This is a genomic window from Streptomyces sp. NPDC031554 (genome assembly GCF_055580685.1).
Genome location: NZ_JBVIKX010000016.1, coordinates 138,054 through 158,849 on the forward strand (window position 1 = coordinate 138,054; position 20,796 = coordinate 158,849).

General features: G+C 74.6%; 18 protein-coding genes. 12 read left to right on the forward strand and 6 right to left on the reverse strand.

The window, feature by feature from the left end; all coding sequences use genetic code 11:
• Window positions 1-2: 2 nt before the first annotated feature.
• Window positions 3-869, forward strand: a complete 867-nt coding sequence (locus tag ACZ5FU_RS31490; RefSeq protein ID WP_451527586.1) for an acyl-CoA thioesterase — start codon at window positions 3-5, stop codon at window positions 867-869.
• On the opposite strand, the gene ACZ5FU_RS31495 is transcribed toward ACZ5FU_RS31490, so the two are convergent.
• Together ACZ5FU_RS31495 and ACZ5FU_RS31500 are read right to left on the reverse strand one after the other, a co-directional pair.
• Entirely contained in the window at window positions 806-1,768 is a 963-nt protein-coding gene (locus ACZ5FU_RS31495; protein ID WP_451527587.1) for a DUF6397 family protein, read from the reverse strand. The two genes, ACZ5FU_RS31490 and ACZ5FU_RS31495, sit on opposite strands and share 64 nt — an antisense overlap.
• Before the next feature lie 126 nt (window positions 1,769-1,894).
• Window positions 1,895-2,305, reverse strand: coding sequence for a roadblock/LC7 domain-containing protein (locus ACZ5FU_RS31500; RefSeq protein WP_468837358.1), 411 nt, complete (start codon window positions 2,303-2,305; stop codon window positions 1,895-1,897).
• A 105-nt stretch (window positions 2,306-2,410) separates the two neighbouring features.
• Here ACZ5FU_RS31500 and ACZ5FU_RS31505 point away from each other — a divergent pair, with 105 nt between their 5' ends.
• The gene (locus tag ACZ5FU_RS31505) at window positions 2,411-2,839 is read left to right on the forward strand and encodes a PPOX class F420-dependent oxidoreductase (protein WP_366058440.1); all 429 of its coding nucleotides are present in this window, start codon (window positions 2,411-2,413) and stop codon (window positions 2,837-2,839) included.
• A 508-nt stretch (window positions 2,840-3,347) separates the two neighbouring features.
• Entirely contained in the window at window positions 3,348-3,947 is a 600-nt protein-coding gene (locus tag ACZ5FU_RS31510; protein WP_451527589.1) for a class I SAM-dependent methyltransferase, read from the forward strand.
• A gap of 160 nt (window positions 3,948-4,107) precedes the next feature.
• On the opposite strand, the gene ACZ5FU_RS31515 is transcribed toward ACZ5FU_RS31510, so the two are convergent.
• Window positions 4,108-5,004 (reverse strand): oxygenase MpaB family protein, encoded by an 897-nt coding sequence (locus ACZ5FU_RS31515; RefSeq protein WP_451527590.1) that lies wholly within the window; start codon window positions 5,002-5,004, stop codon window positions 4,108-4,110.
• Window positions 5,005-5,104: 100 nt separating this feature from the next.
• On the opposite strand from ACZ5FU_RS31515, the gene ACZ5FU_RS31520 reads away from it, so the two are divergent.
• Both ACZ5FU_RS31520 and ACZ5FU_RS31525 read left to right on the forward strand, forming a co-directional pair.
• Window positions 5,105-5,434 carry a hypothetical protein gene (locus ACZ5FU_RS31520; RefSeq protein WP_451527591.1) on the forward strand — a complete coding sequence of 110 codons (330 nt, stop codon included), beginning with the start codon at window positions 5,105-5,107 and terminating at the stop codon, window positions 5,432-5,434.
• A gap of 137 nt (window positions 5,435-5,571) precedes the next feature.
• Window positions 5,572-6,426 (forward strand): hypothetical protein, encoded by an 855-nt coding sequence (locus tag ACZ5FU_RS31525; RefSeq protein ID WP_451527592.1) that lies wholly within the window; start codon window positions 5,572-5,574, stop codon window positions 6,424-6,426.
• A gap of 48 nt (window positions 6,427-6,474) precedes the next feature.
• Here ACZ5FU_RS31525 and ACZ5FU_RS31530 read toward each other — a convergent pair whose 3' ends face one another.
• Window positions 6,475-6,657 (reverse strand): hypothetical protein, encoded by a 183-nt coding sequence (locus ACZ5FU_RS31530; RefSeq protein ID WP_363090317.1) that lies wholly within the window; start codon window positions 6,655-6,657, stop codon window positions 6,475-6,477.
• Between the two features lie 235 nt (window positions 6,658-6,892).
• On the opposite strand from ACZ5FU_RS31530, the gene ACZ5FU_RS31535 reads away from it, so the two are divergent.
• The 3 genes from ACZ5FU_RS31535 (at window position 6,893) to ACZ5FU_RS31545 (ending at window position 12,530) form a co-directional block, all read left to right on the forward strand.
• Entirely contained in the window at window positions 6,893-9,754 is a 2,862-nt protein-coding gene (locus ACZ5FU_RS31535) for a DEAD/DEAH box helicase (protein WP_468837354.1), read from the forward strand.
• Window positions 9,751-11,052: an SWF or SNF family helicase gene (locus ACZ5FU_RS31540; protein WP_469047563.1), complete on the forward strand. Its 1,302-nt coding sequence runs from the start codon at window positions 9,751-9,753 to the stop codon at window positions 11,050-11,052. Before ACZ5FU_RS31535 ends, ACZ5FU_RS31540 begins: the two co-directional genes overlap by 4 nt.
• 134 nt (window positions 11,053-11,186) lie before the next feature.
• On the forward strand, window positions 11,187-12,530 hold the full coding sequence (locus tag ACZ5FU_RS31545; protein ID WP_468837348.1) for an esterase-like activity of phytase family protein: 1,344 nt from the start codon (window positions 11,187-11,189) through the stop codon (window positions 12,528-12,530).
• A 218-nt stretch (window positions 12,531-12,748) separates the two neighbouring features.
• On the opposite strand, the gene ACZ5FU_RS31550 is transcribed toward ACZ5FU_RS31545, so the two are convergent.
• Entirely contained in the window at window positions 12,749-13,234 is a 486-nt protein-coding gene (locus ACZ5FU_RS31550) for a hypothetical protein (RefSeq protein WP_451527596.1), read from the reverse strand.
• A 294-nt stretch (window positions 13,235-13,528) separates the two neighbouring features.
• Window positions 13,529-14,695, reverse strand: a complete 1,167-nt coding sequence (xylA, locus tag ACZ5FU_RS31555; protein ID WP_451527597.1) for a xylose isomerase — start codon at window positions 14,693-14,695, stop codon at window positions 13,529-13,531.
• Window positions 14,696-14,822: 127 nt separating this feature from the next.
• Between xylA and xylB the strand changes: the two genes are divergently transcribed.
• From xylB to exaC, 4 genes are all read left to right on the forward strand, one after another.
• Entirely contained in the window at window positions 14,823-16,268 is a 1,446-nt protein-coding gene (gene xylB, locus ACZ5FU_RS31560) for a xylulokinase (protein WP_468645284.1), read from the forward strand.
• A 14-nt stretch (window positions 16,269-16,282) separates the two neighbouring features.
• Window positions 16,283-17,491, forward strand: a complete 1,209-nt coding sequence (locus tag ACZ5FU_RS31565; RefSeq protein ID WP_451527599.1) for an ROK family protein — start codon at window positions 16,283-16,285, stop codon at window positions 17,489-17,491.
• Window positions 17,492-17,652: 161 nt separating this feature from the next.
• A complete protein-coding gene (locus tag ACZ5FU_RS31570; protein WP_451527600.1) occupies window positions 17,653-18,921 on the forward strand; it encodes a GAF domain-containing protein in 1,269 nt (422 codons plus the stop codon).
• A 295-nt stretch (window positions 18,922-19,216) separates the two neighbouring features.
• The gene (gene exaC, locus ACZ5FU_RS31575; protein ID WP_451527601.1) at window positions 19,217-20,740 is read left to right on the forward strand and encodes an acetaldehyde dehydrogenase ExaC; all 1,524 of its coding nucleotides are present in this window, start codon (window positions 19,217-19,219) and stop codon (window positions 20,738-20,740) included.
• Window positions 20,741-20,796: the final 56 nt, after the last annotated feature.

Below are 20,796 nucleotides of genomic sequence, written 5' to 3' on the forward strand. Positions count from 1 at the left end.
CCATGACGAATCCGGCCGAAAGGCTCGTGGACCTGCTGGACCTCGAGCAGATCGAGGTCAACATCTTCCGCGGCCGCAGTCCGCAGGAGTCGCTGCAGCGGGTCTTCGGCGGACAGGTCGCCGGCCAGGCGTTGGTGGCGGCCGGCCGGACGACGGAGGGCGACCGGCCCGTGCACTCGCTGCACGCGTACTTCCTGCGACCGGGCCGGCCGGGGGTGCCGATCGTGTACCAGGTCGAACGGGTGCGGGACGGGCGGTCGTTCACGACCCGCCGGGTCACCGCGGTGCAGCAGGGGCGCACGATCTTCAATCTCACCGCCTCCTTTCACCGGCCTGAGGAAGGTCCTTTCGAGCACCAGCTGCCGCCGGCCCGCGAGGTACCGGATCCGGAGTCCCTGCCGACGGTCGCCGAGGAGGTCCGGACGCACCTGGGGTCGCTGCCCGAGCAGTTGGAGCGGATGGCGCGTCGGCAGCCCTTCGACATCCGGTACGCGGACCGGCTGCGCTGGAGCCCGGAGGAGATCAAGGACGCCGAGCCGCGCAGTGCGGTCTGGATGCGTGCCGTCGGTCCGCTGGGTGACGATCCGCTGGTGCACACCTGCGCTCTGACGTACGCCAGCGACATGACTCTCCTGGACGCCGTGCGTCTTCCGGTCGAACCGCTGTGGGGGCCGCGCACCTTCGACATGGCGTCCCTGGACCACGCGATGTGGTTCCACCGGCCGTTCCGCGCGGACGAGTGGTTCCTCTACGACCAGGAGTCGCCCGTCGCGATCGGGGGTCGCGGCCTGGCCCGCGGGCGGATCTACGACCTGCAGGGGCGGCTGTTGGTGTCCGTCGTGCAGGAGGGGCTGTTCCGGAAGCTGTAGTTCCCTGCGCCCCGGACGGTCTCGCGGAGCAGCCGGCCCAGGAGTCCGGTCCCGGGCCGCCCGGCCCGCGGGGTCCGCTCCGGTGCCCCGGCCGGCTGTGGCGGGGCGGGCTCCGTGGTGGGGCGTGGTGCCGGCCGGTGTGCGCGGGCCTGTTCGAGGGCGTGTGCCAGGTCGGAGCGCAGCCAGGCGATCTCGTCGGGATCGGCCGCCGTCGTGATCCGCTCCGCCAGCCGCGCGGCCGGTGAACCCGGAGCGCTGTACGTCGGCGGTCCGGGCCGGAAGCGGTTCAGGTGGGAGCGTTCGTAGGGGTCCCTGGCGATGTCGGCGATCTGTACCGGGTCCAGGAGCGCGGCCAGGGCGCCCGCCCGCTGCCAGGGACCTTCTGCCTGCCGCAGCAGGGATCCGAGGTGCCGCCCGCGCCAGTTCCGGGCCCGCAGGTCCAGTCCGGCGGCCAACCGGTCCCGCATCTCCTGGGGCGCGCGGCCCGTCAGCAGGGGGGCGTTTCCCTCGTCGGCGGCGAACTGCCGGATCTCGTCGGCGAGATAGAGCCACACGACGGTGCGGTAGCGATTCAGGTAGAACGTCACGGGCACCAGGAGCCCCGTCCTCGCCAGGCGGGTGAACCGGCTCGCAGGCACTCGCATGACGGCCGCCGCCTCGGTGGTGCCGACGGCCTCGACGCTCCTGGTCAGGGCGTCGGGGAAGCCGGGCGCAGCACGCAGGCGGTCGATCTCGGCGTGGGCCACCCGTCGCCCCCCGCCTCCGTCGTCGGGCACGGTCCTGATGTGTCCGAGGCGCACGGCGAGATCGAACTGGCTGCGCTTGAGGCCCAGTTCTCGTGCCGCGCGGCTGTAGGTGCGGAAAAGGGCGTGCGGTGCCGTGACGGTGTCGCCTGACATGGTCGTCTCCCCCGTGGAGCGAAGGGCCCCGCGCCGTCCGCGGCGGCCTCGGAAAAAACCGTAGCCGGATTCACGACACTCGTGGCGGGCCTGTGGAAAACTCCACGGGGAAGGAGAAAGTACAGGTCAGTGCGGGTAGGGGCCGCTGTCGGGCCGGCGTGCGTCGACGGTGAGGTGCTCTCCGACACGGTTGACGAGCAGGGCCATCTCGTAGGCGATCTGCCCCATGTCGGCCTCGGCCGCGCTGAGTACGCACAGACAGCTGCCGGCGCCGGCCGCCGTGACGAACAGCACCGCGTCGTCGAACTCCACCATCGTCTGACGCACCCCGCCGGCACCGAAGTGACGGCCGGATCCCTTGGCCAGGCTGTGCAGTCCGGACGAGACGGCTGCGAGGTGTTCGGCGTCCTCCCTGCGCAGTCCCGTGCTCGCGCCCGCCACCAGCCCGTCGTTGGACAGGACCAGCGCGTGGCGCACCTGTTCGACGCGCTCGGTCAGGTCGTCCAGCAGCCACCCCAGGGTCTGCTTCTGTGCCATGGTCCGTCTCCCCGTGACGTTTCCCCGTGTGATGTTCCCGCCTGGCCGGCGGGTCCGTCCGCCAGCCTTCCCCACCTCCGGCCGCCGGGCAAGGAGGATGGGGGCATGGCACAGAAGATGACCGACGAGGAATGGCGGGCGTTCGTCTCGCAGGGCACCCGCACCGCGAAGCTGTCGACGGTGCGGGCCGACGGAAGCCCGCACGTGGCCCCCGTCTGGTTCCTGCTCGACGGGGACGAGGTGGTGTTCAACACCGGCAAGGAGACGGTGAAGGGGCGCAATCTGGCGCGGGACGGCCGGGTCGCCCTGTGCGTGGACGACGACCGGCCGCCGTTCGACTTCGTGGTGCTGCAGGGGCGCGCCCGGATCTCGGAGGACCTCGACCAGGTGCGGCTGTGGGCGACCCGCATCGCGGCGCGGTACATGGGGGAGGACCGGGCCGAGGCGTTCGGCGCCCGCAACGGCGTCCCGGGCGAGCTGCTGGTCCGCGTCGGGATCGAGAAGGTCCTGGCGCAGAGGGCCGTGGCGGACTGACGCGGAGGGCGGCCCCCGGCTCACCGAGTCGAGGATCCGGGCGGTGCGCGTCCGTCCGGCGTGCCCGACGAACCGGATCGGCACCTCCTTCCCCGAGTTGCGGCCGCGGGCGTCGCACGGGACGACCGGAGGTCCCCGGTCCAGGTCGAGGGCGCGGGACGCCTCCGGAGCGTCGTAGGGGCGCGCTCCGGCGAAGCGGTCGACGGCCACCGTGAAGGGGATGTGCCGATGCTGGACGTGGTCGACGGAGGGGAGGCGGTCCTCCTGCCTCCGGGGGCCGGCGAGCACCACGATGTCCTGGGCCGTCGTGACGGTGACGCGGGCCCTCGGGACCGGGAGCGGGAGGACCGGCATCGTGGGCAGGCAGATCATCTCGACGCGCACCGTGCGCGGCCCGCTCCGCCGGCGTCCCGTGCCCGGGGCCGTGCGTCCGCCCGTTCGCCTGTCCGCGCGTCCGCCCGCCGTGGACACGGGGACGCCCTCCGCGCGGTGCGGGATCATGCGGAACATGAGCGACGACCACACACACGTCCAGGAGTTCTTCACCCCGCGCGCGGCGGACTGGGACAGCCGGTTCCCCGACGACGGCCCGGCCTACGCGGCCGCGGTCACGGAACTCGGTCTGCGCGAGGGCGACCGCGTGCTCGACGCGGGCTGCGGCACCGGACGGGCCCTGCCGGCGCTGCGCGACGCCGTGGGACCCTCCGGGGTCGTCGTCGGGGCGGATCTGACGCCGGCGATGCTGGAAGCCGCCGTGCGGGCCGGACGTGACCGCGCCGGGCGGCTGGTGCTCGCCGATGTCACCGCGCTCCCCCTGCTCTCCGGTTCGCTCGACGCCGTGTTCGCCGCCGGTCTCGTCGCCCATCTGCCCGACCCCTCGCGGGACCTGCGTGAACTGGCGCGGGTGGTCCGCCCCGGCGGCGCGCTGGCGCTCTTCCATCCGATCGGCAGGGCGGCCCTCGCGGCACGCCAGGGCCGCAGTGTCACCCCGGACGACCTGCGCGCCGAGCCGAACCTGCGGCCGCTGCTCGCGGGCTCGGGGTGGCGCATGACGTCGTACGCCGACGAGGACGCCCGGTTCCTGGCGCTGGCCGTGCGCGAGGGCTGAGGCTCACGTGTTCGCGGCGACCGCCCCCACGACGGCGTCGGGGTCGTCGGACCCGACGTCGCGCCCGGTGGCCGGCCCGTCCTCGGCCCGTACGCCCCCGCTCTCAGGCTGTCGGCCCCGGTCACGGGCCGGACTCGCCCGGCCGCGCGCGACGCCGAGGTCACCCGGCGGCCGGGCCTCCGCCGTGTCGTACGGGGCAGCCTCGCAGTCCGGGCGTCGGCCGGGTGCCCAGCCGCTCGAGGAGGTAGCCGTCGGGATAGCTCCTGATCTCCCGGTTCTGGCGCGCGAAGTGCGGTGCGCGGCGCGGTGGGAGGAGTCGGACGGCACGTCCACGCGCGCGTACGGCCCGACGGACCAGCGCGCGTGTGACGGGGCCGGGCGGGGTGTACCGGAAGGCCCGCAGCAGCGGTTCGTCCAGCAGGGCGAGGGTGGCGGTGCGCAGGACGGGGGCGAGCGGCCTCGGGTACCAGGAGGCCATCAGGTCGAGGGTGGCGTCCGAGACCGCCCGTGCTCCCTCGTCCCAGCCGAAGTGGGCCTCCTCGTAGGCGTCGAGGCAGGCTTCGAACTCCTCGTAGGACGAGGGGATGTCCTTGATGCCCATCCGGTGTCCGAGGGTGCGGTGGTGGACGGTGGAGGCGACGATCTCGTGGCGGGACAGCCTGCGCCATCCGTAGGCGTCGATCCAGCGCTTGGGCACGACGACGAACGTGCAGAGCACGTAGCGCATGTCGTCGTCGGTGATGTCGTAGCTGCGGTGCATGCGGTTGATGCGGCGGACGGCCGTGCGGCCCTGTTCGCTGTCGAATCCGTGCTCGACGACGGCGTCGAGGAGCAGTGCGGTGTCGTCGTAGCGTTTCTGCGCGTGCTCCGTGAGTTCCGCCGTGCGGGCGAGCAGACCGCCGATGCTCGGCACCGCGTAGGTGCGGTAGAGGGCGAGTTCCAGGGCTCGGGTGACGTCCCAGGGGAACTCGTGGGCGACGGTCAGCCGGTAGATCTCGGAGGCCTCCGTCACGGGGTCCATGCGCCGGATCCGTTCGAGCCTCTCGTAGCGCTTCACCGCTCCGTCCCCCTTCTGCCGCCGGAACTCCGACTCTACTGTGAGTGACGTCCGGCGGACGCTCGGTCGGTGGAACCAGGCGAGGGAAGGGCGGTCGGCGATGTTCGACTCGGTCGGCAGGATCCGGGAGCGGTTGCTCGGCACCCCGCGCGGGCGGCCGCGTCCGGGCGAGGCGCGTCCCGCCGGAGAGCCGGGGGTGTCCGGCACGAGGCGCGCGCCCAACCTGTTCGAGGCGGCCGCCGCGTACGTGGCGGCGGGCGCGGAGGACGATCAGGACGGCATCGAGGAGGCGGCGGGCTGGGTGTCCCCCGAGGCCCTGTCCTTCGGGGTCAACGAACTGGCGTGCCGGGCGGTGATCGCGCTCGCGCGTGAGCGCGACGAGTCACCGCGGACGGTGGCGCGGGCTCTTCTCGGGCTGCCGCCGACGTGACACTGCCGGCGACCGGAGGGTGATTCGCCCCCGTCCGGTGGGAAAACTGCAGCTCCGGGCGGGTCGGGGAGTCGTGACAAGCGCCTCCTCGCCGCACTAGGGTGCGCGCCGACGGACGAACCGATGGGGAGGCTGGGATGGCAGGGACGGAAGAGGACGCCGTCGCCGCCGCGGACGATGCGCTCTACGTGCTCACGGCGGTGCTGCTGACGCCGGCGAAGTTCCCGAGTGTGCTGGGCGACGACTACCCGGAGGCCTGCGCGGCGCTCGGTCTCGCGCCGCTCGCCGACGGCTACGGCCTGGTGCTGGGCCAGGACGGCGAGGGCGCCCGGTGGACGGTCGTCGTCGACGACGTGTCACTGGTGGCCGTCGCCATCGCGTCGTGGGACTGCGGCATGGAGTACGACCTGTCGCCCGACGAGCGGACGGTGGTCGCCGCTCTGCCCGGCTGGCCCCTGGCGGTGGCCGTCGCGGCGCCCGGTGTGCCGGCGCCCCACGACCCCGGGCCGGAGACGACGGACGATCCCGCCCTGCGCCCGCCGGACACGACCACCTGGGGGCCTGCGCAGCGACGGCTGGGCGCGGACGAGATCGCGCTCCAGTGGGCGCTGTGGCGGGATCAGATCGACGACGCCGAGTTCGCGCCCGCGCCGGAAGGGGCGGAGGCGGCCGAGTCGACCGACGGCGGGGGCGAGGACGAGGGAGACGGGGACGGCCCGGCGGGGCACGCCGGTGTCCGGCGCGTCCTCACGGAGGTCCGGGCCTACGTGGAGACACCGCCTCCGCTGGGGCGCGTGCGCTCGTCGTTCGCTCCGGGGGACGCGCGCACGCTGCGCGCGGACGGCCCCGGCTGGTCGCTGGTGGCCCGCACCGACGACATCGCCTTCGTCCTGCTCGACGACGAACCGGGCGAGGTGCTGCCGGTGGGGCGGGGACCCGAACTGCCCGGCCTGCTCGAGGCGCTCGACAAGATGGCCGTACGGCCCAGCTGAGGCCGCACGCGTGCCGGACGGCGGGGGCCGCGTCGCGGCCCCCGCGGATCAGCGGCCGATCTCCTTGCGCGTGACCCGGCGCAGCCTGCGCCGCTGCGAGGGGTCCAGCGCGAGGTACGCCACGGCCGGAACCCCCAGCACGATCAGCAGGGCCGCCCACCAGGGCAGCCAGATCAGCAGCAGGAGCCCTACGGCCACGCCCCCTGCGGCGATCTTCGCGTTCTTCGACATGTGCGTCGCCTCCTCCGCGGCCACTGCCGCTCTCTGCTGTGAGAAACGGCTCTGTGCGGCGCCCGGTTCCAGCATCAGCCCTGAGACGCCCCTGACGTCCACCCCGAGACGCCCCTGAGATCCCTCGTCCGCGCGTCTTCCCGACGTCTTCGGACAGTGGGACGCGTCCGGTGGCGAAGTGTTGTACTCTCGGCCGCCGAACCCCGGTAGTCAAATTTGAGGAGCAGATATCTCCGTGCAATGGGTCTCCGCGGGAACGGCGTCCGAGATCGTGGAGCTGGCGCGCCGGCCCGCCGTGTTCGTACCCGGTGTCCCCGCGCGCACCGGCCGCTTCGCCTTCTGGCAGTACGACGGCGGGGCCCCGCCCGTCCTCGGGCCGGGCTCACCGGAGGACCTGTCCGTCGTCCGCCCCCACGGTGCGGGCGTGGAACTGGTCCGCGTACCGGCCGTGCTGCTGCCGGTGCACGAGGCGCTGCCCGTCCTCACCCGCGCGCGTGGCCTTCCCGAGGCCCACCGGGCGGTCGCCTTCTGGGGCGCGGCGGCCCTGACGGCCCTGGACCTCACCGCGCGCGGGCTGCTGCTGCCCGGTCTCTCCCCGGACGATCACGACGCCTGGCGCGCGGGCCCCCTGGGGCCGGACGACGTCGAGCGGGTGCGTCGGCTGGCAGCCGCCATGCCTCCCGAGGCGCACGCCCGGCCGCTGGACGACGTCCCGCCCCTGCGGCTGCCGGACCAGGAAAAGCTGCTGCGGGCCTTCCTGGACGCGGTCGCGGACACCCTCCCCCGCTCCCCCGCCGCACCGCTCCTGACGGGCGGACCGGCCTACGCGGCACCGGAGCCCCTGCACGTGCCGCAGTTGCGGGCCTGGGCCGCCGACGTGGCGGCCGGCCACGACGCCGGCGTACGGGTCTCGCTGCGGATCGAGGTCTCGGGGCTCACCCCGGGTGCCGAGGAGGCGGCGCCGTCCTTCCGCGCCGTGCCGCAGGTGCACGGCGTGAGCGATCCCGCGCTTCTCGCGGACGCCTGCGAGATCTGGCGGGGCGCCGGTGCCGAGCGGCCGGCGTTCGGGCCGCACGCGCGCCGGGACGTGCTCCTCGCCCTGCGCCGTGCCGCCCGCGCGTGGCCCGCGCTCACGCCCCTGCTGTCGGCGGCCGTCCCGGACGCCGTCGATCTGGTCGACGAGGAGGTCGCGGAACTCCTGGACGAGGGATCGCGGGCGCTGGCCGCGGCGGGAGTCGAGGTGCACTGGCCCAGGGAACTGGCACGCACCTTCACGACCCGCGCGGTGGTGGGCCCGCCCGACGACGTCACCGGACCGGACCGGGCCGCCTCGGACACGCCGTCGTCGCTGTCCGCGGACGCGCTCCTCACCCTCGGCTGGTCGTTCGCGCTGGGCGACCGGCACCTCACGCGTGACGAACTGGACCGCCTCGCCGAGGCGAACCGGCCGCTCGTGCGGCTGCGCGACCGGTGGGCGCTGATCGACCCGCGGGAGGTGCGTCGCGCCCACGCCCTGCGGGACCGCGAGGTGACGCCGATCGACGCGCTCGGCGCCGCTCTGGCGGGCTCCACCGAGGTCGACGGCCGCCGCGTCGAGGTCCGGCCCACGGGATGGCTCGCGGTCCTGCGGGAACGGCTGGCGAGCCCGCAGGAGCAGGAACCGGTGGAACAGCCCGCCGCGCTGCGGGCGACGCTGCGCGACTACCAACGACGCGGCCTGGGCCGGCTGGTCAGGAACACGTCCCTGGGGATCGGCTGCTGCCTGGCCGACGACATGGGCCTCGGCAAGACCGTCACCCTGATCGCCCTCCACCTGCACCGCCGGACGGATCCCTCGGCCACCGGTCCCACCCTGGTGGTCTGCCCGACGTCCCTCCTGGGCAACTGGCAGCGGGAGATCAGGAAGTTCGCCCCCGGCACACCCGTGCGCCGCTTCCACGGGCCGCGCCGCGATCTGACGGACCTGGCCGACGGGGAGTTCGTCCTCACCACCTACGGCACCCTGCGCACGGACGCGGCCCGGCTCGGCGAGGTGTCCTGGGGGCTGGTGGTGGCGGACGAGGCGCAGCACGTGAAGAACCCGTACGCCGAGACCTCGCGAGCGCTGCGCACGATCGGGGCACGCGCGCGCGTGGCGCTCACGGGCACGCCGGTCGAGAACAACCTGTCGGAGCTGTGGGCGATCCTGGACTGGACGACCCCCGGACTGCTGGGCCGGCTGGGCACGTTCCGCACCCGGTACGCCCGGGCGGTCGAGGAAGGCGGGGACCCTGCCGCGGCCGAACGGCTCGCCCGGCTCGTGACCCCGTTCCTGCTGCGCCGCCGCAAGTCGGACCCGGGCATCGCCCCCGAGCTGCCGCCCAAGACCGAGACGGACCACCCGGTGTCCCTGACCGGGGAGCAGGCGGGTCTGTACGAAGCCGTGGTGCGCGAGACGCTCGCGGCGATCGCCGAGGCGGACGACATGGCACGACGCGGGCTGGTCGTGAAGCTCCTGACCGGCCTCAAGCAGGTCTGCAACCACCCGGCGCAGTACCTCAAGGAGGAACGCCCGAGGACGGCCGGGCGCTCCGGGAAGCTCGAACTGCTGGACGAGTTGCTCGACACGATCCTCGCCGAGGGGTCGAGCGTCCTGGTGTTCACGCAGTACGTGCGCATGGCACGGGTCCTCGAACGCCATCTGGCCGCGCGGGGGGTTCCGACCCTGTTCCTGCACGGCGGCACGCCCGTCGCGGAGCGCGAGGCCATGGTGGCGCGCTTCCAGGACGGCGAGGTGCCCGTGTTCCTGCTGTCGCTCAAGGCGGCCGGGACCGGGCTCAACCTGACGCGCGCGGAGCACGTCGTGCACTACGACCGCTGGTGGAACCCGGCCGTCGAGGCGCAGGCCACCGACCGGGCCCACCGCATCGGCCAGACCCGGCCGGTGCAGGTGCACCGGCTGATCGCGGAGGGCACGGTCGAGGACCGCATCGCCGACATGCTGCGCCGCAAGGGCGAACTCGCCGACGCCGTGCTCGGCTCCGCGGAGGCGGGATTCACGGAACTGTCGGACGCCGAACTGGCCGAGCTGGTGGAACTGCGAGGGGGAACGCGATGAAGTCGCACGACAGCGGGCGGGAACGCACTTTTCAGGCACTGCCTCCCGCGCGGGGAGGAGGTTTCGCGCGGTCGTGGTGGGGGCGGGCGTGGCTGGCCGCCCTGGAGGAGGGGGCGCTGGACGGCGAACAGGTGCGCACGGGCCGCAAGCTCGCGCGCGCGGGCGCCGTGGGTTCCGTGTCGGTGCGGCCCGGGCGGGTCACGGCCGTCGTCAAGGACCGTGACGGCACGGGACACCGGGCCGACGTGCTGCTCGACGTCCTGACGGACGGCCAGTGGGACCGGTTCCTGGACCTGGCAGCGGAACGGGCCGGACACGTGGCAGCGCTGCTCGACCGTGAGCTGCCGCCGCACCTGGTCGAGGACGCGGGGACGGCGGGCGTCGACCTGCTGCCGGGGCCGGGCGACCTGGAGGCGGAGTGCGGCTGCGGCGCGTGGGACCACTGCCGTCACACGACGGCCCTGTGCCACCAGGTGGCGCGGCTGCTCGACGAGGATCCGTTCGTCCTGCTGCTTCTGCGCGGCGGCGCCGAACAGGCCCTCCTCGCCGACCTGCAGGCCCGCGGCACGGCCACGGCGCCCACCGGGACCGCGCCCGCCCCGCGGGAGGGCGTGGACGCGCTGGAGGCGTACCTCGCCGGGCATGCCCTGCCTCCGTTGCCCGCCGTTCCCGAGCTGCCGGTCCGTCCCGGCGTGCCCCCCTCGTCGGACACCGAGGCACCGCCCCCCGGCGAGGTGGAACCGGCCGCGCTGGAGCTTCTGGCCGCCCGCACGGCCGTACGGGCCCGTGCCCTGCTCGCGGAGGCTCTGCGCGGCGGGCCGGACGGGACGGAACGGCGCGCTCCGGCCGAAGGGCTGACGGTCGGTGAGGACGCGGTGCGGCTGGCGGCGGACGGTCCCCGGGACGCCGCGGTGCCGTGCCCCGTGTGGGACCGGCTCGCCGCCGGTTCCGGACGGGGCGGTGACCGGCTGGAGGCGGCCGTCCGGGCCTGGCGGATCGGGGGCCGGGCCGCGCTGGCGGTGCTCGAGGAGGAGTGGACCGTCGAGGGCGAGGCTCTCGCACGCGCGCGTGCCGCCCTGGACGCCGCCTGGACGCAGGACGAGCGGCCTGCACTGCGGGCCCGGGGCAACCGGTGGACGGCGATCGGGTCGGCCGGGCAGCTGCGTCTGGGGCGGGACGGCCGCTGGTGGCCGTACCGCAAGGAGCGCGGGCGCTGGGTGCCGGCCGGGGACGCGTGCGGGGATCCGGCGACGGCCCTGGCCTCCATGCGGTCCGACGGGGAGGAACGGCCCTCCTGAGAGGGAGCCGCGCCGGTGGGGGCGGGCGGGACCGACGGTCGGCCGACGGCACGCGTTCACCGGGGCGTCGCACGGCGTTCCGCGGGTGAACCGACTCTGTCCGCTGTCACCACGGATGCTCCTCAGGAGGCTCGATGTCCCCGCATGCCCCCGGCCGACGCGCGGTCCACCGTTCCGTCGCGGCGGTCGTACCGCTCGTCGTGCTGGCCGCCCTCACCACCGCCGGACCGGCGTCCGCCCACGCGCGGCCCGGGAAGGCCTACGTCACCGCGACGGCGACGCTCGGCGACATCCCGCTGGGGACGTTCAGCAACGCGCTCCTGCCGGGCACCGTCGCCGACGACCGGGGCGTGGACCTCGGCGGCATCGGCAGCGACATCCACCCGGCGGGCCGCAAGGGCGAGTACTGGACGGTCACCGACCGCGGCCCCAACGGCCAGATCAAGGTGGACGGTACGAAGCGGCGGACGTTCCCGGTGCCCGGTTTCGATCCGGCGATCGTCCGGATCAAGGTGTCCGGGGACACGATCGAGGTGCTCCGGTCGATCCCGCTCACCACCTCGTCCGGCAAGCCCGTGACGGGCCTGTCGAACCAGGCGGAACGCGACGAGGCCCCGTACTCCTACGACGCGGGCACGCCGCTGCCGTTCGATCCGAACGGTCTGGACACCGAGGGCGTCGTTCCGGCGGCGGACGGCAGCTTCTGGCTCGTCGACGAGTACGGGCCCTCGCTCGTCCACGTCTCCGCGCGCGGGAGGGTCCTCACCCGCTACGTGCCCGAGGGCCTGAACCTGACGGGCGCCGGCTATCCGGTGGTGGAGGCGCTGCCCGGGGTGCTGCTGCACCGCAAGGTCAACCGCGGATTCGAGGGGCTCGCGCAGTTGCCGGGCGGGGACCTCGTGCTGGCGGTGCAGAGCCCGCTGTCACTGCCGGACAAGGACGCCGGCGAGGCCTCGCGCACGGTGCGTCTGCTGCGCTTCTCGCCGAAGGAGAAGGCGGTCACCGCCGAGTACGCGTACCGCTTCGACCCGGTGGCGGTGGTCGACCCGGGCGAGGACGACACCTCCGAGCTCAAGATCTCCTCGGTCGTCGCGGTGGGCGGTGACCGGCTGCTGGTCGAGGAACGGACCGACAGGGCCGCCCGCCTGCATCTGGTCCGGCTGGACCGCGGGGCGGACATCCTGGGCGGCCGCTGGGACGACGAGGCGGCGTCGCCGTCGCTGGAACAGCTGGCGGACCCGGCGGCCGCGGGCGTCCCGGTGCTCTCCAAGCGGCTGGTCGTCGACCTCGGCACGGTCGCCGGAGTGCCCGGCAAGATCGAGGGCGTCGCCCTCGTGAACCACGACACGCTCGCCCTGATCAACGACAACGACTTCGGGATGACCGACGGGGCGGGCGCGTTCGACGCCCGGGGGCGGCTGGTCGACAGCGGCATCGAGACGAAGGTGACGTACGTGCGCCTGCCGAGGGGGTGGTGACGGCCGGCCGGTGACCGCGGGCCGCTGACCGCAGGTCGTCGGCAGCGGGTCGGGCGGCGCGCGGCCGGGCGGCGACGGCTCGCGCGTGCGATGCGCGTGCGATGCGCGTGCGTGCCGCACACGCCGTCGCGCGCGATGCGGCACAGCGCCTTGCGCGCGACGCGGTGACGCGCCGTGCGGCACGCGGTCCCCCGCGCGTGTGCCGCACGACGGCAGGGTCACGGGAGCAGTTCCCCCAGGGACGGCAGGAGGGACTCGAGATCGCTCGGCAGCCCGCTGGGGAGCCGGGACGGCAACTCGGACGGCAACTCGGTCGGGAACCCGCTGGGCAGCCCGGACGGCAGCTCCGTCGGGAACCCGCTGGGCAGCCCGCTCGGCAGGCGGGGCGAGGGGGCGGACGAGGAACCCGTGCCCGCCGGCGCGTCGTCGTCGGATGGGCCGTCATTGCCGGAGGCCGTCAGCACCACGGCCACGACGGCCGCGGCGACGGCCAGCAGTGCCAGTACGGCGAAGAGCGGGTTCCTGCGTCTTCCGGGGCCGCCTGGAGGGCCGGGCGGCGCGGGGGGCGGCGGGGGCGGCGGCCGGTCGCCGCCTCCCGCGCCGTGATCGGGGCCGAAGCCCGGGGAGGGCGGTCCGAAGCCGCCCGGGGGCGGCGTGTCACCCGGCGGGCCGGGCGGCTTGGGCGGTACGGGCGGCATGGCCATGGCGTCCAGGATCGCGGTGGACGCGCCGCCGCGCGACCCCCGCGGCGAAGTCGATACCGGCTCATGCCACGGACGGCGTCGTTCCGGCGCGCTCCCCCCCGGGGCCACCGGCACGGCGTGCTCGACGGCGCACGCGCGCTCACCCCTCGACGGCACACGCGTGCGAGGGGTGAGCGACGCGCGTGCGTGTGCCGGGGAGGTGAGTCGTCGGGGTGAGCCGCCCACGCGCGTGCGGGACGAGCGGCGCGCGTGCGGGCACCGGACGCGTCCGGACGCACCCACGCGCGCGTGCCGTCAGCCGCGGGCGCCGAGCAGGTGGTCCATGGCGAGCTGGTCGAGGCGCTCGAAGGCCATGCCGCGGGCGGCGACCGCGTCGGCGTCGAAGTCCTCGAACGCCGAACGGTCGGCGAGCAGGGCCTGCAGTCCGTCGGCGGCGGTGGCCTGGGCCAGCTGGTCCAGACGGGAGTCGCGCAGGGCCTGCTGGACCTCGGGGTCGGCACGGAACGCGGTCGCGCGCTCCTTGAGGATCAGGTAGTTGCGCATGCAGCCCGCGGCCGACGCCCACACGCCGTCCAGGTCCTCGGTGCGCGGCGGCTTGAAGTCGAAGTGCTTGGGGCCCTCGTAGCCGGCGCTCTCCAGCAGGTCGACCAGCCAGAACGCCGAGCGCAGGTCACCGGCGCCGAAGCGCAGGTCCTGGTCGTACTTGATGCCGGACTGTCCGTTGAGGTCGATGTGGAAGAGCTTGCCCGCCCACAGCGCCTGGGCGATGCCGTGCGGGAAGTTCAGGCCCGCCATCTGCTCGTGACCGACCTCGGGGTTGACGCCGTACAGCTCCGGGCGCTCCAGGCGCTCGATGAACGCCAGCGCGTGCCCGACGGTGGGCAGCAGGATGTCGCCGCGCGGCTCGTTCGGCTTGGGCTCGATGGCGAAGCGCAGGTCGTAGCCCTGCTCGACGACGTACTCGCCGAGGAGGTCGAAGGCCTCCTTCATCCGGTCCAGGGCCACGCGCACGTCCTTGGCGGCGCCGGACTCCGCGCCCTCGCGCCCGCCCCAGGCGACGTAGGTCTTCGCACCCAGCTCGGCGGCCAGGTCGATGTTGCGGATGGTCTTGCGCAGCGCGTAGCGGCGCACGTCGCGGTCGTTCGCGGTGAACGCGCCGTCCTTGAAGACGGGGTGCGTGAAGAGGTTGGTGGTGGCCATCGGCACCTTCATGCCGGTGCTGTCCAGGGCCTGGCGGAAGCGCTTGATGTGCTCCTCGCGCTCGCTGTCGGAGGACCCGAAGGGGATCAGGTCGTCGTCGTGGAAGGTCACGCCGTGCGCGCCCAGCTCGGCCAGGCGCTGCACCGTCTCGACCGGGTCCAGGGCACGCCGCGTGGCGTCACCGAACGGGTCGCGTCCCTGCCAGCCGACGGTCCACAGACCGAAAGTGAACTTGTCGTCGGGGGTGGGCTGGTAGCTCATGCCGCGGCTCCTTGCTTGAAGACTGGCTCGCTGACTATTTCGTCATGGCCGTTTACAAATTAGTATGCGGAAGCATCTCTGGGAAGTCAGATCCCGCGGAGCCGCGGAAAAAGTTAGGGAGATCCCGATGTCAGCAGCCGAGGGTCCGCTCGTCGTCGGCGTGGACACGTCCACCCAGTCCACCAAGGTGCTGGTCGTCGACGCGGCCACCGGCCAGGTCGTCGCGAGCGGTCAGGCACCGCACACGGTGTCCTCCGGCGCCGGCCGGGAGAGCGACCCGCGCCAGTGGTGGGACGCCCTGCACGAGGCCCTGCGCCAGTGCGGTGACGCGGCGCGCGAAGCGGCCGCCGTGGCCGTCGGCGGCCAGCAGCACGGGCTGGTGACGCTGGACGGGCACGGCGAACCGGTGCGTCCGGCGCTGCTGTGGAACGACGTGCGCTCGGCCCCGCAGGCCCGCCGGCTGACGGAGGAACTGGGCGGCGCGAAGTTCTGGGCGGAGCGCACCGGCTCGGTGCCGGCCGCCTCCTTCACGGTCACCAAGTGGGCGTGGCTCGCCGAGCACGAGCCCGAGGCCCTGCGCGCGACCAAGGCCGTACGCCTCCCCCACGACTACCTCACCGAACGTCTCACGGGCGAGGGCACGACCGACCGCGGGGACGCGTCCGGCACCGGCTGGTGGGCGTCCTCGACCGAGGCGTACGACGACGAGATCCTGGACCGTGTCGGCCTCGACCCGGCGCTGCTGCCGCGCGTGGTGCGGCCCGGCGAGGTGGCGGGCACCGTGCGCGACGGTCACGACCTGCCGTTCTCCAAGGGCACCCTGGTCGCCGCGGGCACCGGGGACAACGCGGCGGCCGCGCTCGGCCTCGGGCTGCGCCCCGGCGCTCCGGTGCTGAGCCTGGGCACCTCGGGCACGGTGTACGCCGTGTCCAAGCGGCGCCCCACCGATCCGACGGGCACGGTGGCCGGCTTCGCCGACGCGCACGGCGCCTGGCTCCCGCTGGCGTGCACGCTGAACTGCACCCTCGCCGTCGACCGCGTCGCCGCCCTGCTCGGGCTCGACCGCGAGGCCGTCGAGCCCGCGGCCGGCCTCACGCTCCTGCCCTACCTGGACGGCGAGCGCACCCCGAACCTGCCGAACGCCTCCGGCCTGCTGCACGGCCTGCGCCACGACACCACCGCCGGCCAGCTGCTCCAGGCCGCCTACGACGGTGCCGTGCACTCCCTGCTCGGCGCGCTCGACCTGGTCCTCGACGAGGACGCGGACCGCTCCGCCCCGCTGCTGCTGATCGGCGGCGGCGCCCGCGGCACGGCCTGGCAGCAGACCGTGCGCCGGCTGTCCGGACGGCCGGTGCAGATCCCGGACGCCAGGGAACTCGTCGCCCTGGGCGCCGCGGCCCAGGCGGCCGGTCTGCTGACCGGGGAGGACCCGGCCGCCGTCGCCCGGCGCTGGGACACCGCGCGGGGTCCGGTGCTCGACGCCGTGGAGCGGGACGAGGCGGCCCTGGCCAGGATCGCCGGGGTACTCTCCGACGCGTCCCCGCTGCTGGAGCGGGGCGCGGACACCCACTGAGGATCGACTCAGGCATGAGCGCACCGCCACACGAGGCCCGCCCGTCCGGCCCCGGACGCACGCTGCCCGACACCCAGCAGGGCATGCGCCGCCGCAACCTCGCCCGGGTGATGCACGCCGTCAGTGCCGAGGGACCGCTGTCGCGGGCGGCGGTCGCCTCGCACATCGGCCTGACCCGCGCGGCGGTCTCGACGCTCGTCGACGAACTCATACGCACCGGCCTGATCGAGGAACTCGGCCCCGAGCGGCCGGGCAGGGTGGGGCGGCCCGGGTCGGCGCTCGCGGTCAGCGGGCGCGGCCCGGCGGGCATCGGCGCGGAGATCGGCGTGGACCACCTCGCGGTCTGCGCCGTCGACCTGCGCGGCGAGGTGCGGGCGCGCGCCGTACGGCACGGCACGAACCGGGGCCGCGCCCCGGAACCGGTGCTCGGTGAACTCACCGCGCTCGTGCGGCGGGTCGTGGCCGACGGGGAACGCGAGGGACTGTGGCCGGCGGGGCTCGCGGTGGCCGTTCCCGGACTGGTGGGGCGGGACGCCCGCACCGTCGTGCGCGCCCCGAACCTGGACTGGCACGACGTCGACCTCGGTGCGCTGCTGCCCGGCGGTTTCCCGCTGACCGTGGACAACGAGGCCAACTTCGGCGGCCTCGCGGAACTCTGGCTCGGCGCGGACACCCCGCGGGACTTCCTGCACGTCTCGGCGGAGATCGGCATCGGCGCCGCACTCGTCGTCGACGGCAGCCTGCTGCGCGGCACCCGCGGCTTCGCCGGGGAACTCGGGCACGTTCCGGTCCGTCCCGACGGGCCGGCCTGCGGGTGCGGCGGCCGTGGCTGCCTGGAGCAGTACGCCGGCGAGGAGGCGGTCCTGCGCGCGGCGGGCCTGGAACCGGGCGGGGACCGCGTGGGACTGCTCGCCCGTCGCGCGGCGGACGGCGACGAGCACGTGCGCGGTGCCCTGCGCGAGGCGGGCACGGCGCTGGGCGTCGCCCTCACCGGGGCTCTCAACCTGCTGGACCCGGAGGCCGTCGTGCTCGGCGGGGCCCTCGCCGGGCTGGCGCCCTGGCTGCTGCCGTCCCTGGAGTCCGAACTCGCCCGCCGCACGGCCGGCCCGCCCCGGCCGGTGGCCGTCTCCCGGCTGGGCCCGGAGGGTCCGCTGCTCGGCGCCGCGCACTCCGTGGTGCGGGCGGTGCTGGACGACCCGGCGGGAGTGGCGGGGCGGGGCTGAGGGCCCGGGGCCACCGGCCGCCGCGCCGGCGCGGCCGGAGCGCACGGCCCCCGCGGGTCGCGCCCGCTCCCCCTCTTTCGGGTGACCCCGGTCCAAACGGTTGTCGGGACGGACCCCCGGCGTGACGATGTCCCCAGCCGCATCGCCCTCCGGAGGACGACTTGACCGATCCCTGGGTGGCCCTGGAACCGGGGGCCGACCCCGCCGAGCGTGTACGGACACTGCGGCGGGCGCACGACGCGTTCACCCGGGCCGGCCGGGTGCCGCGACCGGTGCGGTCCGTGGTGGCCGACTCGTGGCGGCGGTCGGCGCGGGCGGGCGTCGGGCCGGACGGCACCGCGGACGTGGAGCTGACCGACGCGGACCTCGGCGCCCACCGGGCCGAGCATCCGCTGGCGCGGGTGATGCCGCTGTTCCGGGAACTGATGGGCACGTTCGCGGCCGACGGAGAACACCTCCTCGCGGTCTGTGACGCGCACGGCCGGCTGCTCTGGGTCGAGGGCCACCCGGTGACGCGGCGGCGGGCGGGGCGGATGAACTTCGTGCCGGGCGCGCGGTGGGCGGAGAGCGCGGTGGGGACGAACGCCCCGGGGACCGCGGTCGCCCTGGACCGGCCGGTGCAGGTGTTCGCGGCCGAGCACTTCATCCGGCGGGTGCAGCCCTGGACGTGCGCGGCGGCGCCGGTGCACGATCCGCGGACCGGGCGGGTGCTGGGCGCGGTGGACATCACCGGCGGGAACGGGCTGGCGCATCCGCACAGCCTGGGCTTCGTCCAGGCGGTCGCACGGGCCGCGGAGTCGCACCTCGCGCTGCTCGCCCCGGAGCGGCCGGCGACCGACCGGCCCGAGCTGACAGTGCTGGGACGCGACGAGGCGCACCTGGCCGTGGGCGGGCGGCGGATCAGGCTGAGCCGGCGGCACAGCGAGCTCCTGCTCCTGCTGTCCCGCCGTCCGGAGGGCCTGACCGGGGACGAGCTGCTGTGCGCGCTGTACGAGGACGAGTCGGTGACGCCGGTGACGCTGCGGGCCGAACTCGCCCGGCTGCGCGGGGTGCTGGGGCCGGGGCTGCTGGCCTCACGGCCGTACCGGCTCACCGCGCCCGTCGAGTCGGACGTCGCCGCCGTGGAACGGCGGCTGGCGGCCGGGGCGGTCACGGCCGCGATCACGGCGTACACCGGGCCGCCGCTGCCGGCGTCGCGGGCCCCGGCGGTGGTACGGCTCCGCAGCCGCCTGGCCGAGGGCCTGCGCGCCGCCCTGCTGGCCCGCCGGGACCCCGACCTGCTCGCCGACTGGGCGCACGCGCCGTGGGGCGAGGACGACATCGACGTGTGGCGGGCGCTGGCATCGGCACGGCCGACGGCCGCGGTACGGGCCCGGCTGGCCGCACTGGAGTCGGAACTGGCGGCGCCGGCGCCGTGGACGCGCCGCTGACCGTCACCGGCTCCCCCGGCCCGACACGGTCCGGCCCGGCACCGTCGGCGCGACGCGATCCCGCCCGGCGCGGTCGGCCCGGCGCGGTCGGCTTGGCGCGGTCGGCCCGGCACGGTCGGCTTGGCGCGGTCGGCGCGCCGTGCCACCGGGCGCCCTGCCGCGGACGCCACCGGCCGCCGCTCCGCCCACTCCACCCCGCCCCGCCCCGCGCAACGTGCACGCAACGTCGGCCTGCCTAGCCTCGCGCGCAGAGCTGTCCAACGGCGGGCAGCGCTGCTGAGGGAGGCCATCCACCATGACCCGTTACGCGGCGCCCGGAACCGAAGGCGCGATCGTCTCCTACCAGGCGCGGTACGACCACTTCATCGGCGGCGAGTACGTGCCTCCGGCCCGCGGCCGGTACTTCGAGAACCCGTCCCCCGTGAACGGGCAGCCGTTCGCCGAGGTGGCCCGGGGCACGGCGGAGGACGTGGAGCGGGCGCTCGACGCGGCGCACGCCGCCGCGCCGGGCTGGGGCCGGACGTCGGCGAGCGAGCGCTCCGACGTCCTGCTGAGGATCGCGGACCGCATGGAGGCCCACCTGGAGCAGCTCGCGGTCGCGGAGAGCTGGGAGAACGGCAAGCCGGTCCGTGAGACGCTCGCGGCGGACATCCCGCTGGCCATCGACCACTTCCGCTACTTCGCGGGGGCGGTCCGCGGTCAGGAGGGCTCGCTCAGCGAGCTCGACGAGGACACGGTGGCGTACCACTTCCACGAGCCGCTCGGGGTGGTCGCGCAGATCATCCCGTGGAACTTCCCCATCCTGATGGCGACGTGGAAGCTCGCGCCGGCCCTCGCCGCCGGCAACGCGGTGGTCATCAAGCCCGCCGAGCAGACACCGGTCTCGCTGCACTACTGGATGAGCCTGGTCGCGGACCTGCTGCCGCCGGGCGTGGTGAACATCGTCAACGGCTTCGGCGAGGAGGCGGGCAAGCCGCTCGCGTCCAGCCCGCGGGTGGCGAAGGTCGCGTTCACCGGCGAGACGTCGACCGGACGTCTGATCATGCGGTACGCCGCGGAGAACCTGAAGCCGGTCACGCTGGAACTGGGCGGCAAGTCGCCGAACATCTTCTTCGACGACGTCTGGGAGAAGGACGACGACCTGCGCGACAAGGCCCTGGAGGGCTTCACGATGTTCGCGCTGAACCAGGGCGAGGTGTGCACCTGCCCGTCGCGCGGACTGGTCCAGCGCGGCAACTACGCCGAGTTCATGGCGGCCGCCGTCGCCCGCACCGAACTGATCAGGCCCGGACACCCCCTGGACACCGACACGATGATCGGCGCCCAGGCGTCGGGCGAACAGCTCAGCAAGATCCTGTCGTACATCGACATCGGCCGCCAGGAGGGCGCCAAGATCCTCACTGGTGGCGAACGCGCCGACTACGACGGCGAGTTGAAGGGCGGCTACTACGTCCAGCCGACCATCTTCGAGGGCGACAACCGCATGCGGATCTTCCAGGAGGAGATCTTCGGCCCGGTCGTCTCGGTGGCATCCTTCGACGACTTCGAGGACGCCGTCAAGACAGCCAACGACACGTCGTACGGCCTCGGCGCCGGGGTGTGGACGCGGGACATCAACACGGCGTACCGCGCGGGACGGGCGATCCAGGCGGGCCGCATCTGGACGAACTGCTACCACGCCTACCCGGCCCACGCGGCGTTCGGCGGCTACAAGCAGTCGGGAATCGGCCGCGAGACGCACAAGATGATGCTGGAGCACTACCAGCAGACGAAGAACCTGCTGGTCAGCTACTCACCGAAGAAGCTCGGGTTCTTCTAGGTCCGGAGACCGCGAGCCGGGCGCCGGGAGCGCACACCGCCCTCCGGGCGCCCACC

Excerpts from the sequence above, each read along its gene's own strand:
- ACZ5FU_RS31490 (WP_451527586.1), top strand. The coding sequence starts at position 3 with ATGACGAATCCGGCCGAAAGGCTCGTGGACCTGCTGGACCTCGAGCAG.
- ACZ5FU_RS31495 (WP_451527587.1), bottom strand. The coding sequence starts at position 1,768 with ATGTCAGGCGACACCGTCACGGCACCGCACGCCCTTTTCCGCACCTAC.
- ACZ5FU_RS31500 (WP_468837358.1), bottom strand. The coding sequence starts at position 2,305 with ATGGCACAGAAGCAGACCCTGGGGTGGCTGCTGGACGACCTGACCGAG.
- ACZ5FU_RS31505 (WP_366058440.1), top strand. The coding sequence starts at position 2,411 with ATGGCACAGAAGATGACCGACGAGGAATGGCGGGCGTTCGTCTCGCAG.
- ACZ5FU_RS31510 (WP_451527589.1), top strand. The coding sequence starts at position 3,348 with ATGAGCGACGACCACACACACGTCCAGGAGTTCTTCACCCCGCGCGCG.
- ACZ5FU_RS31520 (WP_451527591.1), top strand. The coding sequence starts at position 5,105 with ATGTTCGACTCGGTCGGCAGGATCCGGGAGCGGTTGCTCGGCACCCCG.
- ACZ5FU_RS31525 (WP_451527592.1), top strand. The coding sequence starts at position 5,572 with ATGGCAGGGACGGAAGAGGACGCCGTCGCCGCCGCGGACGATGCGCTC.
- ACZ5FU_RS31530 (WP_363090317.1), bottom strand. The coding sequence starts at position 6,657 with ATGTCGAAGAACGCGAAGATCGCCGCAGGGGGCGTGGCCGTAGGGCTC.
- ACZ5FU_RS31540 (WP_469047563.1), top strand. The coding sequence starts at position 9,751 with ATGAAGTCGCACGACAGCGGGCGGGAACGCACTTTTCAGGCACTGCCT.
- ACZ5FU_RS31545 (WP_468837348.1), top strand. The coding sequence starts at position 11,187 with ATGTCCCCGCATGCCCCCGGCCGACGCGCGGTCCACCGTTCCGTCGCG.
- ACZ5FU_RS31550 (WP_451527596.1), bottom strand. The coding sequence starts at position 13,234 with ATGGCCATGCCGCCCGTACCGCCCAAGCCGCCCGGCCCGCCGGGTGAC.
- xylA (WP_451527597.1), bottom strand. The coding sequence starts at position 14,695 with ATGAGCTACCAGCCCACCCCCGACGACAAGTTCACTTTCGGTCTGTGG.
- xylB (WP_468645284.1), top strand. The coding sequence starts at position 14,823 with ATGTCAGCAGCCGAGGGTCCGCTCGTCGTCGGCGTGGACACGTCCACC.
- ACZ5FU_RS31565 (WP_451527599.1), top strand. The coding sequence starts at position 16,283 with ATGAGCGCACCGCCACACGAGGCCCGCCCGTCCGGCCCCGGACGCACG.
- exaC (WP_451527601.1), top strand. The coding sequence starts at position 19,217 with ATGACCCGTTACGCGGCGCCCGGAACCGAAGGCGCGATCGTCTCCTAC.